Source organism: Roseococcus sp. YIM B11640 (genome assembly GCF_049727625.1).
Lineage (GTDB): Bacteria > Pseudomonadota > Alphaproteobacteria > Acetobacterales > Acetobacteraceae > Roseococcus.
In genome coordinates, this window is sequence record NZ_JBBJOZ010000002.1 from 1232568 (window position 1) to 1247656 (window position 15089).

A 15089-nucleotide genomic window follows, 5' to 3' on the forward strand; every position below is an offset into this window, starting at 1 on the left:
GGTCGAAACGGATCAGCCCCGACAACACTTCCGTTGGCCCACAGCGGGGGGTTTCAGCGACATGCTCATGCTGATCTTATATCCCGATCAGAATTCGCATGTCAACCTATATAGCATTTTTTGAATGTGGTTCTGAGGAGTCTACTTAACATATTATTTTAAAACGACCTTTTCTTGAGGCTCGCCGTTTGCCGCGGCAGCTCTTGGCGCCGACGGGGCAAAAATATCGATAGTTTATGTATAATTCTCTTTTCACCATCATTTATCGCGCCATACTCGGGGCATGGCCCACGGGATCAGACCCTTTCCGTCTCAAGCGAACTTCTCCCTCGGCTTCGCTCGATGTCGGGCTCCAGGCCTTCCTGCCTAAGCCCTTCATTCCCTTCCCCGACGGAGCCGTTCCCGTGATTCATCGCCGCCATATCCTGGCCGGCAGCGCCTTGCTCGCCGCCCGCCCCGCCCATGCGCTCGACGCCTTTCCCCAACGACCAATTCGGCTCGTCGTCTCCTCCGCCCCTGGTGCCAGCCTCGACGCCCTGGCCCGCATCCTCTCCCCATCCCTCTCGGCCCGTTTCGGCCAGCCGGTCGTGGTGGAAAACCAGGGCGGTGCGAACGGGCTCCTCGCCGCGCAGCAGGTGGCTCGGGCCGAGCCCGACGGACACACTCTGCTCCTGACGGGCGACGCCATCATTCTCGCCGCCCTGGCGGAGCCGCGAGCCGGTATCTCCTTCGACAGCTTCGCGCCCGTCATCCAGGCCGTGCGCGCTGCCCAGATCCTCGTGACCCATCCTGGCACGGGCATCCGGGATGTCGGCGCCTACGTCGCCGCCGTGCGTGCCCGGCCGGGCGGGCTCAATGTCGGAATCCCCTCCCAGGCCGGCATCGCGCAGGTGGTGCATGAGCTGCTGGGAGCCCAGCTCGGCGGCCTTCGTGTGGAATTCGTATCCTACCGGGGCGGCGGCCCGGCCGCGACGGACCTCATCGCCCGCAACACCGATGCGCTGGTCATCACGCTCCCCGCGGTCACGGAATATGTGCGCCAGGGCACCATCGTGCCGCTGGCCGTGAGCACGGCCTCGCGCGACCCCGCCCTGCCCGATGTGCCGAGCTTCGCCGAGACCGTAGCACCGGGCTTCGACGTGGATTCCTGGCAGGGCATCCTCGCCCCGGCCCGGACGCCCTCCCCCATCGTAGCCGCGCTGCACGAGACCTTCGCGGCTACGCTCGCGGAACTCGCCGTGGCCGAGCGGCTGCGCGGCCTGGGCTTCGCCATCACGGCCCTGGCCCCGGACGCCTTCCGCCAGCGCGCGGCGCTTTCCAGCGCGCAGGCGGCCCCGGTCATTCGAGCCATCGCCGACCGCTCGCCCAGAGGTTGAACCCATGATCCGGATTCCCCGACGCGGCCTGCTGGCCGCCACCATCCTCGCGGCACCCGCGGTCCGTGCGCAGAGCTACCCCTCGCGCCCGATCCGCGCGGTCGTCCCCTTCCCGGCGGGTGGCGGCGTCGACGCCTTCGCGCGCGCCGTCGCGCCTGCCCTCTCCGCCACGCTGGGCCAGGGCGTGGTGATCGAGAATCTGGGGGGCGCATCCTCGCGCCTCGGCACCGTCTCCGTTCTGCGGGCCCCGGCCGATGGCCATACGATCCTCATCACCAACGACACCCTTGCCGCCGTCGAGGCCCTCCCCATCCCCGGAACGGGATCCCTCGTGGCGGGGCTGGCGCCCGTCCTGCTCGGTGTTTCCGCGCCGCATGCGCTCGTGGTGAATCCGCGCGCCGGCATCCCTGATGCGTCCACCTACGCGGCGCGGCTGCGTTCTGGCAGGCCGCCCAACATCGGCGTGCCGGGTCTCGGCAGCGCGCAGCATTTCGCGAGCGAGCTCCTGGGCCAGGCGCTGGGCGGCCGCGCGGAGCATGTCGCCTATCGCGGCGGCGGTCCGCTCATCGTGGATGTTCTGTCCGGCACGCTGGATGGCGGCATGGTCACGCTCAACGCCGCAATCGACCACATCCGCGACGGCCGGCTGCTCGCCCTCGGAACCACCGGCGGCGGGCGCAGCCCCGCGGCGCCCGAGATCCCCACCTTCGCCGAGACGATCGCACCCGGCTTCGACATCGAGACCTGGATGGGTATCCTGGCGCCCGCGGGGACGCCCGAGCCCATCCTGGCCGCCTTGCATGCCGCGAGCCTCACCGCCCTGCGCGAACCGGGCGTGACGAGGCGGCTCAACGGACAGGGTTTCTCCACGCCGGGCCTCGGGCCCGCACCCTTCGGCGCGCTGCTGCAAGAGACGGTTGCGCGGTTCGCGGCAGTCGCGGGCGCGGTCGGTCTCAAGCCGGACGCTTAGAACCTCTCCATGGGTTGCAACCCGGCCTCATCCCCCCAACTTTCGATTCATAGGAGACATCGGACATGAACGTCGTGCCTCTTTCCCGCAGGACCCTTCTCGCCGCGGGTTCCGCCGCGGCCCTTCCGGGCTTGGCGCAGGCGCAGGGCGCCACCGGCCTGCTCAACGTCAGCTACGATCCGACGCGTGAGTTCTACCGCGAGTTCAACACCGCCTTTACGCGCCACTGGTCCGGACAAGGCCATCCTCGTCCTTCCATCAACACCTCCCATGGCGGATCGGGCCGGCAGGCGCGCAGCGTCATCGACGGCCTCGCGGCCGATGTGGTGACACTGGCCCTGGCCTACGACATCGACGCGATCGCCGAGCGGGGATTGCTGGCGCGCGACTGGCAGCAGCGCCTGCCGCAGAACTCCAGCCCCTATACCAGCACCATCGTCTTCCTGGTGCGGCGCGGGAACCCCAAGCAGATCCGCGACTGGGGCGATCTGCTGAAGCCGGGCGTCGCCGTCATCACGCCCAATCCCAAGACCTCAGGCGGAGCGCGATGGAACTACCTCGCGCTTTGGGCCTGGGCGCTGCGGCAGCCCGGCGGCAATGCGGCCAAGGCTGAAGAGACGGTGGCGCAACTCTTCCGTCAGGTGCCCGTACTGGACACCGGTGCGCGCGGATCCACCACCACCTTCGTGCAGCGCGCCCAGGGCGACGTGCTGCTGGCCTGGGAGAACGAGGCGCATCTGGCCCTGCAGGAATTCGGCCGCTCGGGGCTCGAGATCGTCTATCCTTCCCTCTCCATCCTGGCCGAACCGCCGGTCGCGGTCGTGGACCAGAATGTGGAGCGCCGCGGCACGCGCACGTTGTCGGAAGCCTATTTGCGCCACCTGTACACCGAGGAGGGTCAGAGCATCGCCGCCAAGCACTTCTACCGACCGCGCGACCAGGCGATCCTCCGCGCCCAGGGCGAGCGCTTCCCGAATATCGAGCTCGTGACCATCGACCAGGTCTTCAACGGCTGGGCTGAAGCCCAACGGACGCATTTCGCCGATGGCGGCGTCTTCGACCGCATCTACCGGCCTGGGCGATGAAGCGATGAGCGCGAGCGCCGCCGCCCCTTTCTTCCGGCGACGCCACGCTCTGCCGGGCTTTGGTCTCTCCCTGGGCTTCACCCTCGCCTGGCTGGGACTGATCGTGCTGGTGCCGCTCGCGGCATTGGCGATCCGCCCCTGGGAGCTCGGCCTCGGCGGCATCGGTCGGCTGATGATGGACCCGCGGGTGTTGGCGGCGTTCCGCCTCTCCTTCGGGGCCGCGCTGCTTGCCTCCGCGATCGCCGTGCCACTGGGCCTGCTGCTGGCCTGGGTCATCACGCGATATCGTTTTCCGGGCCGGCGCGTGCTGGACGCGCTGGTGGATCTGCCTTTCGCGCTACCGACGGCAGTGGCAGGGCTCGCGCTGACGGCCCTCTTCGCGCCGAACGGATGGCTCGGCGCGCCGCTCGACGAGCTCGACGTCAAGGTCGCCTACACCCCCTTAGGCGTGGTCATCGCGCTGATCTTCGTCGCACTCCCCTTCATCGCCCGCACGGTCGAGCCCGTGCTGCGCGACCTGCCGCTCGATGCCGAGGAAGCCGCCGCGACCCTCGGCGCCACCCGTGTACAGACCCTGGCGCGCGTCGTTCTGCCTGCCCTGGCGCCTGCGCTGGTGACGGGCTTCGGCCTCGGCTTCGCGCGTGCGGTCGGCGAGTACGGCAGCATTATCTTCATCGCCGGCAACGTGCCGATGGTCAGCGAGATCCTGCCCCTGCTCATCGTTGTGCGCCTCGAGGAATTCGACTATGCCGGCGCCGCGGCCATCGGCCTTGCCATGCTGGTCCTGGCCTTCCTGATTCTCCTCGGCCTCAATCTCTGGCAGCGCAGGCTGCGGCGGCAGACCCGATGAGGGCGACCACCGAACCCGCCTGGGCGCGGTGGCTGGCGATCCTGGCCGCGCTCCTGGTCGCCGTCCTGATCCTGGTGCTGCCGCTGGCCGCGGTCTTCACCGAAGCCCTGCGGCGCGGATGGGAACCCGCCTGGGAAGCCCTGCAAGACCAGGATACGCGCGCCGCGATCCGCCTGACGCTTCTCGTCGCCGCCATCGCCGTGCCCGTGAACACCATCGGCGGCGTGGCGGCCGCCTGGGCCATCGCGAAGTTCGACTTCCCCGGACGGCGGCTGCTCGTCACCTTCATCGAGCTGCCGTTCTCCGTCTCGCCTGTCATATCCGGCCTGGTCTTCGTGCTGCTCTTCGGCGCGCAGGGCTATCTGGGTCCCTGGCTCGCGGCGAACGACATCCAGATCATCTTCGCGCTGCCGGGCATGGTGCTCGCCACGATCTTCGTCACCTTCCCCTTCGTCGCGCGCACCCTCATCCCGCTCATGGACGAGCAGGGCCGCGATGAGGAGGAGGCCGCCGCCACGCTCGGCGCGGGCGGGTGGTCCATCTTCCGCCGCGTGACGCTTCCCAACATCAAATGGGCGCTGCTCAGCGGCGTCCTGCTCTGCAATGCCCGGGCGATGGGCGAGTTCGGTGCGGTGGCAGTCGTCTCCGGCCATATCCGGGGAATGACCAACACGATGCCGTTGCATGTCGAAATCCTCTACAACGAATACATGTTCGTCGGCGCCTTCGCCGTGGCATCGCTCCTCGCGCTGCTCGGCCTCCTCACGCTCGGTGCCAAGACCATGCTCGAGGTCCTGGCCCGGCGCCGGGTGGGATATGTGGCGTGACGGTCGAAGTCGTGAACCTAGAGCGCCGCTTCGGCGCCATCGCCGCTCTCGAGGGCGTGAACCTCTCGCTCCGTCCCGGAGAATTTGCGGCGCTGCTCGGCCCCTCGGGCTCGGGCAAGACGACGCTGTTGCGCATCCTCGCCGGGCTCGACTTCCCCGATGCGGGCCAGGTGAGGATCGGCGGCCGCGACGTCGCAGGCGTGCCAGCGCGCGAGCGGGGGATCGGCGTCGTCTTCCAGCACTATGCGCTGTTCCGCCACATGACGGTGGGCGAGAACGTCGCCTTCGGCCTACGCGTCCGGCGGCGCTCGCAAAGGCCTCACGAAGCGGAAATCCAGCGCCGGGTTCGTGAGTTGCTGGAGCTCGTGCAGATCCCTGAGCTCGCCGCCCGCCATCCAGACGAGATATCGGGCGGCCAGAGGCAGCGCGTAGCGCTCGCCCGCGCGCTGGCGATCGAGCCGCAGTTGCTTCTGCTGGACGAGCCCTTCGGCGCGCTCGACGCACTCGTGCGCAAGGACGTCCGCCGCTGGGTGCGGAACCTGCACGAGCAGCTCGGCATCACCTCCATCCTCGTGACGCATGACCAGGAGGAGGCCATGGAGATGGCCGACCGTGTGGCCGTGCTGGAACGCGGAAGGCTGATCCAGTTCGATACGCCGCAACGCCTGCTGGATGCGCCGGCCTCAGACTTCGTCGCCGGCTTTCTCGGCGAGGCGACGCGACTGCCGATCCGGATCGAAGCCGGCATCGCGCGCATCGAGGGCCTGGGCGAGTTGCGGCTGGACCTGCCGGATGGCGAAGCCGATCTCTTCGTCCGCCCGCACGAATTGCGCGTGCGCGCGGGAGGCCCTGGCACCGTCCGCTTCGTGCGGCCCGAGGCCTCGGGTCAGGCGAGGCTCATGGTCGAGCTGGGCCCGAACGCACTGGAGGGCACGGGCCCCATCCTGGCACGCAACGCGGCATGCCAGGTGGAGCTTCTCTCCGGCATCGTCTTCCACAGTTCGGGAAAGCGATGCCGGTGGGAAGGCAAGGTCGCCGTGACTAGCTGAGCACCGCCACGCACTCGATCTCCAGCAGGAAGTTCGGGCGCGGCAGGGAGTAGACGATTGCCGTCGTGCGCGCGGGGTAGTTCCCGTCGGGGAAGTAGCTCGCGTAGATGCGGTTCATCTCCTCGAAATCCTCTCGGCGGGTCAGCAGCACGTTGACCTTGGCGACGCGACTCCAGTCGCCGCCGGCGGTCTTCAGGATGCCCGTGATGGTCTCCATCACCTGCTTCATCTGCGCGGGGAAATCGCCGACGGCGAGCTTACCCTCGGCGTCATAGGCCGGGATGCCCGAGACGTAGAGCAGGTTGCCGACCTTCACGGCCGGTGAGAGCGGCGCCTTCACCTTGAACTGGCCCTCGGGGAAGATGTGTTCGAGCGGCGTCATGATCGTCCTTCCTGATATCCCGGGCTACTCGACCCGGATGTTGTTCGCGCGAATCACCTGCGCGTAGGTGTCGGTGTAGCGCTTGATCTCCTCGCCGAACTGCGCCGACGGCTTTGCCAGAACGGTGAAGCCCGTCTCCTCCAGGCGTCCCTTGATCTCAGGCCGGTTGAGGGCTGCGATCCAGGCCGCCTCCAGCCGCGCCCGCGCCGCATCGGGGACGTTCGCGCGCATGAGCAGGCCGAACCAGCTGTCGGAGAGCACCAACGGAAAGCCCAGCTCCGCCATGGTCGGCACGTCCGGCAGCTCCTTCGCTCGCTGCTCGGCGGAAATGGCGATGGCGCGGAGCTGGCCGGCCTGCACCGGCTGGATCATGTCGGGCAGGTTCGCGAACATGAACTGCAACCGCCCGCCGATAAGGTCGGTATTGGCCTGGGCCGCGCCGCTATAGGGCACATGCGTGGCGTCGATGCGCGAAAGCTCGCGGAATTGCTCGCCGCCCAGATGGTTCGAGGTGCCGATCCCATAGGAGCCGAAGGAAAGCCCCGCCCCCGGCTTGCGCCCGGCCTCCAGGAAGCCCGCGAAATCGCGCGCCACGGAGGGATGCACGCACAGCACATGCGGCACCACCGTGCACATCACCAGCGGCGCGAAATCCCGCACCGGATTGTAGGGCATGCTCGGGCGCAGCGTGACATTGGCCGCGAAGCTGTTGGCCACCATGATCATGCTGTGTCCATCCGCGGGCGCCCTCACAAGCTCCTGCGTGCCCACCACCGTGGCGCCGCCCGGCTTGTACTCGATCACCACCGGCTGCCCGAGCTCCTGCGCCAGGAAGTTCTGCGAGAGCCGCACGACCGGGTCCATCGTCCCGCCAGGCGTGAAGGGAATGATCACGCGCACCGGCTGGCTGGGCGACCAGCGCGTCTGGGCGCGAACGAGGGCGGGCGCCGCGAGCGTGAGGGCCATGGCGCGGCGAGTCAGGCGAAGATGGGACATGCGCGTCTTCCTGGGCTTTGGGAGATGCGATGCTCTCCCAGCACACCGTAGGATCAAGAGTAAAACACTTCCTGAAATTCGCTATCCAAGCGAGCTTTGCCCAGGAAGCGCGCAACACTCACGCCGCGGGAAGCACCCGTTCGATCGCCACGCCCCGGCAGTCCATCTCGTATTCCAGATCGCGCACGGGCGGGCGGCAGAATTGCCAGGTCAGGCCGTGGCGGGCGGCGCCGCGCTTCACGATCTCACTGCCGAGGAAGGGGTACAGGTCGTGCACCGTGTAGACCTGCACGCCAGTCGTATCCTTCCACGCAAAGCCCAGCGCCTGCATGCGCCGCTCCATCTCGCCCAGGACGTACTGCCCCTTCTTGAGCATCCCCGCCGGCGAGAGATCGCCCAGCGCGACCGTATGCTCGCGATAGCTCGACTTGCCCTCCGCCGACTCGCCGCTGCCCGCGACGACGAAGCTCGGCGCGGCATTCGCGTCGGGCACGGTGTAGCTGAAGGCGTGGAAGGACGGCGTCGCGGGCGGCGCGATCTCCGGACAGACATTGCTGCGCGCCACGGGATTCTTTCCATCGAGGAAGATGCCCCACTCCGTCAGCACCGCCCCGTATTCGCGGTTGAACGCGGCGAAGCCGTCCTCGGTAAAGGGCGCGGGCGATCGCAGCTCGCAGGCACAGAAGGCCGCCTTGGGACGGCCAGCCGCTTCCAGCGCGGCGGCGATGCGGGCAAATCCCTCGGCCATCGAAAGAGGATCGGCGAAGCGCACGCGCTCGATCCGGAAGCCCGGCTCGGCGGCCACGCCCGCTGAGTATTGATAGACGCCGGGCACGAAGCGGAAACCGCCGCTGGCGGCGGGCAAGGTCGCGGTCATGGGCTCTCCTTCATGTAGGGCGATGCTGACCCGCGCTCCGCGCCTCGGCAAGTCAGTGCCGCGCGAATCCCGCCGCGATCCCGATCCGAACAGCCTCGGGCAGGCTTCTGACTCCCAGCTTCTCCATGAGATTAGCGCGATGCACCTCCACCGTGCGCGGCGAGATGCCGAGTTCGAAGCCGATCACCTTGTTCGCCTTGCCCTCGACCAACGCGCCCAGCACCTCGCGCTCCCGCGGGGACAGCGCCTGGACCTTGGCCTGCGCCTGTACCGACTGGAGCCGCTGCCGATCCGCGTCGCGCGAGGATTGGAGAGCGGCGCTCACGGCCTCCAGGATGCGGTCCTCGGCATAGGGCTTCTCGACGAAGTCGCTCGCTCCGGCGCGCATCGCGCGAACGGCCAACGGGATGTCGCCGTGTCCCGTGACGATCACGACGGGCAGTTGCACGTTGCGGCGCGACAGCGTCTCCATCAGCGAGAGGCCGTCCATGCCGGGCATGCGCACGTCGAGCACGATGCAGCCCGGCGTAAGGCCAGCCGGCTTCTCCGCCGCCTGCAGGAGCATCGCGGCATTGGGATAGGTCTCCACGACATGCCCCGAGGAACGCAGCAGCATCGCGAGCGAGCGACGCACGGCATTGTCGTCGTCCACCACATGCACCGTGCTATCCATCAGGCGTCCTCCTTCGCCGCAACCAGCGGAAGCTCGATCCGGATCACCGTGCCCCGGCCTTCGCGCGGCAGGATCTCGATCTGCCCCGAATGGGCCTCGATGATCGTGCGGCAGATGGCGAGGCCGATGCCCATGCCACCCTCCTTGGTCGAGACGAAGGGCTGGAACAGCCGCTCCCTGACCTCGGGGGAAAATCCGGGCCCCGCATCGGTGAAAAGCAGCACCGCGTTTCCGTCTTCGCGCTTCAGGCTCACGGACAGGCCACGATCCTCCTGGCCCTCCGTCGCCTCGATCGCGTTGCGCAGCAGGTTGACGAAGACCTGCTGAAGCTGAACCTCATCCGCCCGCACCACGCAACCCGAGATGGCGAGGTCCAGCGCGATCGGCAAGGATTCCTCGCCATGCGCGGCGCAAGTGAGCGCGACGCCGTCCGCCACGAGCGGCCCGAGCGAGACGATCTTCTGCTCCGTCTCGCCGCGGCCGATGAAGTCGCGCAGGCGGCGGACGATCTCGCCCGCGCGCAGTGCCTGGGCCGCGGCCTCCTGCATGGCTTCCCGCGCGGCTGCGATTCGGGCGGGGTCAGGCGAATCCTCCTGGAGCCAGCGCATGCCGGCACGCAGGAAGTTGGCCATGGCCGTCAATGGCTGATTGAGCTCATGCGCCACGCCCACGCCCATGGCGGCCAGCGTGTCGGCACGGGCGATCCGTCGCATCGCCTCCTCGGCCGCGCGCAGCCGTTCCTCCGTGGTGCGCCGCAGCGTGACGTCACGCGCCACGCTCACGAGGCCTGCGATGCGTCCCATCGAATCGCGCCAGGGCCCCTTCACGGTCAGGTAGGTCCGCGCCTCCCCGCCATGGCCTGGCAGCATCATGCGGTTCTCGTATTCCTGGGTGATGCCCGTATTCATCATGGCGCGGTCGGACATCTCCAGCTCGCGGGCCAGTTCGGGGCTGGTCAGGTCGCCGTCGGTGCGGCCCAGCACCTCGTCCTCGGTACGGCCGAGGGCGCCGGCCCCTGCCCTGTTCACCAGCACGTAGCGCAGCTCCGTGTCCTTCACGAAGATGGCCTCGGGGACCGATTGCACGACCGATTTCAGAAGCCGGCGCTCATCCTCCGCCTCCCTGGCGAGCTGCAGGTTCTCCAGCGCCGCGCGGCGCGCCACCTCGGCCTCGCGGCGCGGTGCGTTCTGCGCGGCGATCACGGCGGCGGCCAGGGCCTCGAATTCCAGGACGCGCGGCCCGGTCTCCGGCACGGCAGCGCCGTCGAGAAGACCGGACATGGGTCGCATCAGCCGCTGGATCATAGCCCAGCCCAGAATGCCGGCCGGGATCAGCACGGCGGCGATGAGGGCCACGGCCTCCAGCAGGGCCGGCAGCCAGCGGGCCCGCATCTCTTCCTCCGTCGCACTCACCACCACAAACCAGCCACTGAGGGGGAGGCGCTCGAAGGCCATCACCGCGGGGTCGCCATCCAGCCCCTCGCCGCGCAGGATCCCGAGCGTCTGGTCGCCGATCGCGGGGATGATCCAGGGCGTGACGGTCCGCGCCAGGACGCGTTCCGGATCGGGGTCGCGGGCGATCAGGCGATTGTCGGGCGTGAGAAGGAAGGCCGAGGAACCCAACGTCCCGGGCGCCGAGCGAAACGGCTCCTGAAGCCGGTTCCACATGAGCGGCATGCCCAGCACCCCGATCGCCCGGCCGCCGCGCAACACCGGGACCAGGATGGAGGCGAGCGAGCGGTCCAGCGACGGGATGTAGACCGGCCCGACGAAGACCGGCTTGCCGCTCTGCAGCGCCGCCTCAATGCCGACGCCGCGCGGCGGGGCGGCGATCTGCTGCCCGGCGGGTACGGACGTGCTGACCAGGGGCAAGCGGGGGTTCTCGGCCCCGAAGAAGACGACATAGCCCTCAATGGGCGCCACCGCGTCGCGCGCCTGCCGGCGGAAAGCTTCGAGCTGCCGGTTTTCCGGGTCCAGGTAGGGGGAGCTCGCCAGCGCGTTCAGAAGGCTGACAGAGGCCTCGAGCTCCGCGCAGATCTTGAGGGCCGCCGAATGGGCATTGGCCCGCAGCTCACCCAGCGCGGTCTCCCACGCGCGATTGGCGAGGGCCCAGGTGAACCCCCCGCCCAGCAGCACGCCCGGCAGCAGCATAGCGAGGGCGAGCCGCGCGAGGTGCCCGCGCAAGCCGTAGGGCCGCCTTTGCCGTTGCTGGGCCTCGCCTGACAAACCTCACCCCATCGGTCCGCGGCCGAGATTGGCCGCAAGCCCCGGAATCGGGTCAAGCACTCCGCGCGTCAATTGGTCCTGAAAGAAATGCGGTGGGGCGATCGACGGGACTCGAACCCGCGACATCCAAGACCACAACCTGGCGCTCTACCATCTGAGCTACGACCGCCGCACGGCGCGCTGGATAGTCCCAGCGGCGCTCAGGCGTCAACCCAAGGGGGAAGCGGGTCAGCCCGCCTCCCGCTGCGTGCCCTTCCGGGCGGCCATCCAGGCCGAGATCCGGCCCAGCGCCTCCCGCAGCACGCTCTCGTTCTTGCAGAAGGCGAAGCGGGCATAGTGGCTGGGGGGATTCTCGCCGGCATAGAAGGCGGTGACGGGAATCGCCGTGACCTTCGCTTCCTCGGTCAGCGTGCGGCAGAAGGCCACGTCATCGCCCGTGAAGCCGATCGAGCGGATATCGGCGGTCACGAAATAGCTGCCCTGGGCCGGCAGGACCTGGAAGCCCAGCTCCGACAGCCCCGCGGCCAGGAAATCCCGCTTGGCCGCCAGCTCGCCGGAAAGGGACGCGAAATAGGCGTCGTCCTTGGCCAGCCCGACCGCGACCGCCCGCTGCAGATTGGGGGCCGTGGTGAAGGTGAGGTTCTGGTGCGCCTTGGCGACGTTGGGAGCCAGAGAGCGGTCGCAGGTCACGTAGCCGACCTTCCAGCCCGTCAGGTTGAAGGTCTTGCCGGCGCTCCCGATGCGCAGGCAACGCTCGCGCATACCCGGCAGCGTCATCAGCGGGATGTGCTTCCAACCGTCATAGGTCAGGTGCTCGTAGACCTCGTCGCAGACGGCGTAGCAGTCGTGGCGCTGAACCAGATCCGCGATGAAGGCGAGCTCGGCGGCCGTGAAGACCTTGCCCGTGGGATTCATCGGCGTGTTGAACAGGATCGCCTTGGTCTTCGGCCCGAAGGCCGCGGCCAGTTCGGCGCGCGGCAGCTCCCACTTGGGCGGGCTGAGGCGAACCAGCTTCGGCACGGCGCCCAGCAGCTTCACCACCGGAAGATAGGTGTCGTAGAGCGGCTCGATCAGCACGCATTCGTCGCCGGGGTTCAGCACGGCCATCAGCGCGGCCGTGATGGCCTCGGTGGCGCCCGAGGTGACGACGACCTCGGCGTTGGGGTCCACCTCGATCCCATAAAAGCGCTGGTTGGCCGCGGCGACGGCCTGGCGCAGCTCGGGCACGCCGGTCAGGGGCGGATACTGGTTGCGCCCGTCCATCAGCGCGTCGGCGGCCGCCTTCACGACATCCGGCGGGCCGTCATAGTCCGGAAAGCCCTGACCGAGGTTGATCGCCCCATGCTGCACCGCAAGGGCGGACATGACGGTGAAGATCGTCGTCCCCGTGGCGGAGAGGAGGTCGTTCATGGGCTTCATCGGCAACGGAACCTTCGGGTTGCTGGGCTGGGCGTGATTTAGCATGAGCCCCTGTCGCGGGACGTGCAATGGCGCGGGGCATGACATGCCTGGAACGCGTGCATCATGCCCGCCTTTGAGGCGCCACCCCCGCGGAAAACCTCAATAACCTGGGGCAGGTGGCGATTGCGCCCCCGGCGCCGCGCGTGCAAAACAGAGGCGGCTCGACGGGCATCGGCGGCAAGCTGCGGCGCCCCGAGGCCGTCGGGGAAACGCCGCGGGCAGCCCACCAGCCCGCGCCAGAACGTGACGGATACGATGAAGAAGATCGAGGCCATCATTAAGCCCTTCAAGCTCGACGAGGTGAAGGACGCCCTGCACGAGATCGGCCTCCAGGGCCTGACCGTGCTCGAGGCCAAGGGATTCGGGCGCCAGAAGGGCCATACGGAGCTCTATCGCGGCGCCGAGTACGTCGTGGACTTCCTCCCGAAGGTGAAGATCGAGGTCATCTGCGCCGACGACATGCTGGAGCGCGCGGTGGAAGCCATTCAGGCCGCCGCCCGCACGGGCCGTATCGGCGACGGCAAGATCTTCGTCTCCGACATTTCCGAGGTCATCCGCATCCGCACCGGCGAACGCGGCGAGGACGCGGTCTGATTTAGAAGGGGCCGTCAGGGCCCCACGGGTTTCGTCGAGCGCTGGCCTTGGGGGCGTCCCTGGCTGGCGGTCCGGCGGCTGCGCGGCTTCCGCGCGCAAGTTTCAATAGGGACGCAGGCAACAGGACAACGACATGGCGATGAATTCCCCCGAAGCCGTCTCCAAGGTCATGGAAATGATCAAGGAGAACAGCGTCGAGTACGTGGACTTCCGGTTCACGGACCCGCGCGGCAAGTGGCAGCACACGGCCCAGCACGTCTCGACGGTCGAGGAAGAGACCTTCGAGGAAGGCATCATGTTCGACGGCTCGTCGATCGCCGGCTGGAAGGCGATCAACGAGTCCGACATGATCCTGATGCCGGACGCGGCTTCGGCTTGCATGGACCCGTTCAGCGCCAAGCCGCAGCTGATCCTGTTCTGCGACATCTATGAGCCCTCGACCGGCCAGCGCTACAACCGCGACCCGCGCTCGACCGCCAAGAAGGCCGAGGAGTACCTGAAGAGCACGGGTCTCGGCGACAAGGCCTTCTTCGGACCCGAGGCCGAGTTCTTCGTGTTCGACAACGTGAAGTTCGGCACGGGCGGCAATTTCGGCCACTACTCGCTGGACAGCATCGAGGGCCCCGGCGCCTCGATGAAGGACTTCCCCGAGGGCAACATGGGCCACCGCCCGGGCGTCAAGGGCGGCTACTTCCCGGTGAACCCGGTCGACAGCGAAGTCGATCTGCGCGCCGAAATGCTCTCGACCATGATCGAGATGGGCGTCGTCGGCGAGAAGCACCACCACGAGGTGGCGCAGTCGCAGCATGAGCTCGGCACGAAGTTCGGCACGCTGGTCACCCAGGCCGACCACATGCAGATCTACAAGTACGTGATCCACAACGTGGCCCACAGCTACGGCAAGTCGGCCACGTTCATGCCGAAGCCGATCTACGGCGACAACGGCTCGGGCATGCACGTGCACCAGTCGATCTGGAACGAGGGCAAGCCCGTCTTCGCCGGCAACGGCTATGCGGACCTGTCGGAGACGGCGCTCTACTACATCGGCGGCATCATCAAGCACGCCAAGTCGCTGAACGCCTTCACCAACGCCTCGACCAACTCCTACAAGCGCCTGATCCCCGGCTTCGAGGCCCCCGTGCTGCTGGCCTACTCGGCCCGCAACCGCTCGGCTTCCTGCCGCATCCCGTATGCGACGAACCCGAAGGCCAAGCGCGTCGAGGTCCGCTTCCCCGACCCGACTGCCAATCCGTACCTCGCCTTCGCGGCGATGCTGATGGCCGGCCTCGACGGCATCAAGAACAAGATCCACCCGGGCGACCCGATGGACAAGGATCTGTACGACCTGCCGCCCGAGGAGCTGAAGGACATCCCGACGGTGTGCGGCTCGCTCCGCGAGGCGCTGGGCGCGCTCGAGGCCGACCACGACTACCTGCTGGCCGGCGACGTGTTCTCGAAGGACCAGATCGAGAGCTACATCGAGCTGAAGTGGGGCGAGGTGTACCGCTTCGAGCACACCCCGCACCCGGTCGAGTTCGAGATGTACTACTCGGTCTGATGACCACCCGTTCCGGCCGCTTCGGCGGCCGGTCCTCTGGAAAGCCCGTCGCCGGTCCCGGCGGCGGGCTTTTCGTTGGCGGCTCCGGATTTGTGACCGTTTCGCGCAGCACCTGACCATTCAGATGGCAGATCCGGGGCGACGTGCCCCGCCTTCGACAAAATTC

Annotated in this window: 14 protein-coding genes and 1 tRNA gene; 8 read left to right on the plus strand and 7 right to left on the minus strand. The window is 68.0% G+C overall.

Annotated features, from left to right (window positions below):
- Window positions 1–404: 404 nt before the first annotated feature.
- The 6 genes from WJM96_RS13445 to WJM96_RS13470 all read left to right on the plus strand — a co-directional run bounded on the left by WJM96_RS13445 (window position 405) and on the right by WJM96_RS13470 (window position 6157).
- On the plus strand, window positions 405–1376 hold the full coding sequence (locus WJM96_RS13445) for a Bug family tripartite tricarboxylate transporter substrate binding protein (protein WP_424813001.1): 972 nt from the start codon (window positions 405–407) through the stop codon (window positions 1374–1376).
- 4 nt (window positions 1377–1380) lie between these two features.
- Window positions 1381–2346 carry a Bug family tripartite tricarboxylate transporter substrate binding protein gene (locus tag WJM96_RS13450; RefSeq protein WP_424813002.1) on the plus strand — a complete coding sequence of 322 codons (966 nt, stop codon included), beginning with the start codon at window positions 1381–1383 and terminating at the stop codon, window positions 2344–2346.
- 65 nt (window positions 2347–2411) lie between these two features.
- On the plus strand, window positions 2412–3431 hold the full coding sequence (locus tag WJM96_RS13455; protein WP_424813003.1) for a sulfate ABC transporter substrate-binding protein: 1020 nt from the start codon (window positions 2412–2414) through the stop codon (window positions 3429–3431).
- Window positions 3432–3435: 4 nt separating this feature from the next.
- Window positions 3436–4281 carry a sulfate ABC transporter permease subunit CysT gene (cysT, locus tag WJM96_RS13460; RefSeq protein WP_424813004.1) on the plus strand — a complete coding sequence of 282 codons (846 nt, stop codon included), beginning with the start codon at window positions 3436–3438 and terminating at the stop codon, window positions 4279–4281.
- Window positions 4278–5108 carry a sulfate ABC transporter permease subunit CysW gene (gene cysW / locus WJM96_RS13465; protein ID WP_424813005.1) on the plus strand — a complete coding sequence of 277 codons (831 nt, stop codon included), beginning with the start codon at window positions 4278–4280 and terminating at the stop codon, window positions 5106–5108. Before cysT ends, cysW begins: the two co-directional genes overlap by 4 nt.
- A complete protein-coding gene (locus WJM96_RS13470) occupies window positions 5105–6157 on the plus strand; it encodes a sulfate/molybdate ABC transporter ATP-binding protein (RefSeq protein ID WP_424813006.1) in 1053 nt (350 codons plus the stop codon). Before cysW ends, WJM96_RS13470 begins: the two co-directional genes overlap by 4 nt.
- Here WJM96_RS13470 and WJM96_RS13475 read toward each other — a convergent pair.
- The 7 genes from WJM96_RS13475 to WJM96_RS13505 all read right to left on the minus strand — a co-directional run bounded on the left by WJM96_RS13475 (window position 6150) and on the right by WJM96_RS13505 (window position 12729).
- Complete coding sequence (locus tag WJM96_RS13475) at window positions 6150–6539, minus strand: RidA family protein (protein ID WP_424813007.1); 390 nt, start codon at window positions 6537–6539, stop codon at window positions 6150–6152. The genes WJM96_RS13470 and WJM96_RS13475 overlap by 8 nt on opposite strands.
- A 24-nt stretch (window positions 6540–6563) precedes the next feature.
- A complete protein-coding gene (locus WJM96_RS13480; RefSeq protein WP_424813008.1) occupies window positions 6564–7535 on the minus strand; it encodes a Bug family tripartite tricarboxylate transporter substrate binding protein in 972 nt (323 codons plus the stop codon).
- A gap of 118 nt (window positions 7536–7653) precedes the next feature.
- Window positions 7654–8412 carry a 2-amino-5-chloromuconate deaminase CnbZ gene (gene cnbZ, locus WJM96_RS13485; protein WP_424813009.1) on the minus strand — a complete coding sequence of 253 codons (759 nt, stop codon included), beginning with the start codon at window positions 8410–8412 and terminating at the stop codon, window positions 7654–7656.
- A gap of 52 nt (window positions 8413–8464) precedes the next feature.
- A complete protein-coding gene (locus WJM96_RS13490; protein ID WP_424813010.1) occupies window positions 8465–9085 on the minus strand; it encodes a response regulator transcription factor in 621 nt (206 codons plus the stop codon).
- Complete coding sequence (locus WJM96_RS13495; RefSeq protein ID WP_424813011.1) at window positions 9085–11268, minus strand: sensor histidine kinase; 2184 nt, start codon at window positions 11266–11268, stop codon at window positions 9085–9087. Before WJM96_RS13495 ends, WJM96_RS13490 begins: the two co-directional genes overlap by 1 nt.
- Before the next feature lie 135 nt (window positions 11269–11403).
- A tRNA-His gene (locus WJM96_RS13500) sits at window positions 11404–11479 on the minus strand.
- A 59-nt stretch (window positions 11480–11538) separates the two neighbouring features.
- Entirely contained in the window at window positions 11539–12729 is a 1191-nt protein-coding gene (locus tag WJM96_RS13505; RefSeq protein ID WP_424813104.1) for an aminotransferase, read from the minus strand.
- A 297-nt stretch (window positions 12730–13026) separates the two neighbouring features.
- Between WJM96_RS13505 and WJM96_RS13510 the strand changes: the two genes are divergently transcribed.
- Both WJM96_RS13510 and glnA read left to right on the plus strand, forming a co-directional pair.
- Entirely contained in the window at window positions 13027–13365 is a 339-nt protein-coding gene (locus WJM96_RS13510) for a P-II family nitrogen regulator (protein ID WP_131546936.1), read from the plus strand.
- 133 nt (window positions 13366–13498) lie between these two features.
- The gene (gene glnA / locus WJM96_RS13515) at window positions 13499–14923 is read left to right on the plus strand and encodes a type I glutamate--ammonia ligase (RefSeq protein ID WP_424813012.1); all 1425 of its coding nucleotides are present in this window, start codon (window positions 13499–13501) and stop codon (window positions 14921–14923) included.
- Window positions 14924–15089: the final 166 nt, after the last annotated feature.

Excerpts from the sequence above, each read along its gene's own strand:
- WJM96_RS13450 (WP_424813002.1), top strand. The coding sequence starts at position 1,381 with ATGATCCGGATTCCCCGACGCGGCCTGCTGGCCGCCACCATCCTCGCG.
- WJM96_RS13455 (WP_424813003.1), top strand. The coding sequence starts at position 2,412 with ATGAACGTCGTGCCTCTTTCCCGCAGGACCCTTCTCGCCGCGGGTTCC.
- cysT (WP_424813004.1), top strand. The coding sequence starts at position 3,436 with ATGAGCGCGAGCGCCGCCGCCCCTTTCTTCCGGCGACGCCACGCTCTG.
- cysW (WP_424813005.1), top strand. The coding sequence starts at position 4,278 with ATGAGGGCGACCACCGAACCCGCCTGGGCGCGGTGGCTGGCGATCCTG.
- WJM96_RS13475 (WP_424813007.1), bottom strand. The coding sequence starts at position 6,539 with ATGACGCCGCTCGAACACATCTTCCCCGAGGGCCAGTTCAAGGTGAAG.
- WJM96_RS13480 (WP_424813008.1), bottom strand. The coding sequence starts at position 7,535 with ATGTCCCATCTTCGCCTGACTCGCCGCGCCATGGCCCTCACGCTCGCG.
- cnbZ (WP_424813009.1), bottom strand. The coding sequence starts at position 8,412 with ATGACCGCGACCTTGCCCGCCGCCAGCGGCGGTTTCCGCTTCGTGCCC.
- WJM96_RS13490 (WP_424813010.1), bottom strand. The coding sequence starts at position 9,085 with ATGGATAGCACGGTGCATGTGGTGGACGACGACAATGCCGTGCGTCGC.
- WJM96_RS13505 (WP_424813104.1), bottom strand. The coding sequence starts at position 12,729 with ATGAAGCCCATGAACGACCTCCTCTCCGCCACGGGGACGACGATCTTC.
- WJM96_RS13510 (WP_131546936.1), top strand. The coding sequence starts at position 13,027 with ATGAAGAAGATCGAGGCCATCATTAAGCCCTTCAAGCTCGACGAGGTG.
- glnA (WP_424813012.1), top strand. The coding sequence starts at position 13,499 with ATGGCGATGAATTCCCCCGAAGCCGTCTCCAAGGTCATGGAAATGATC.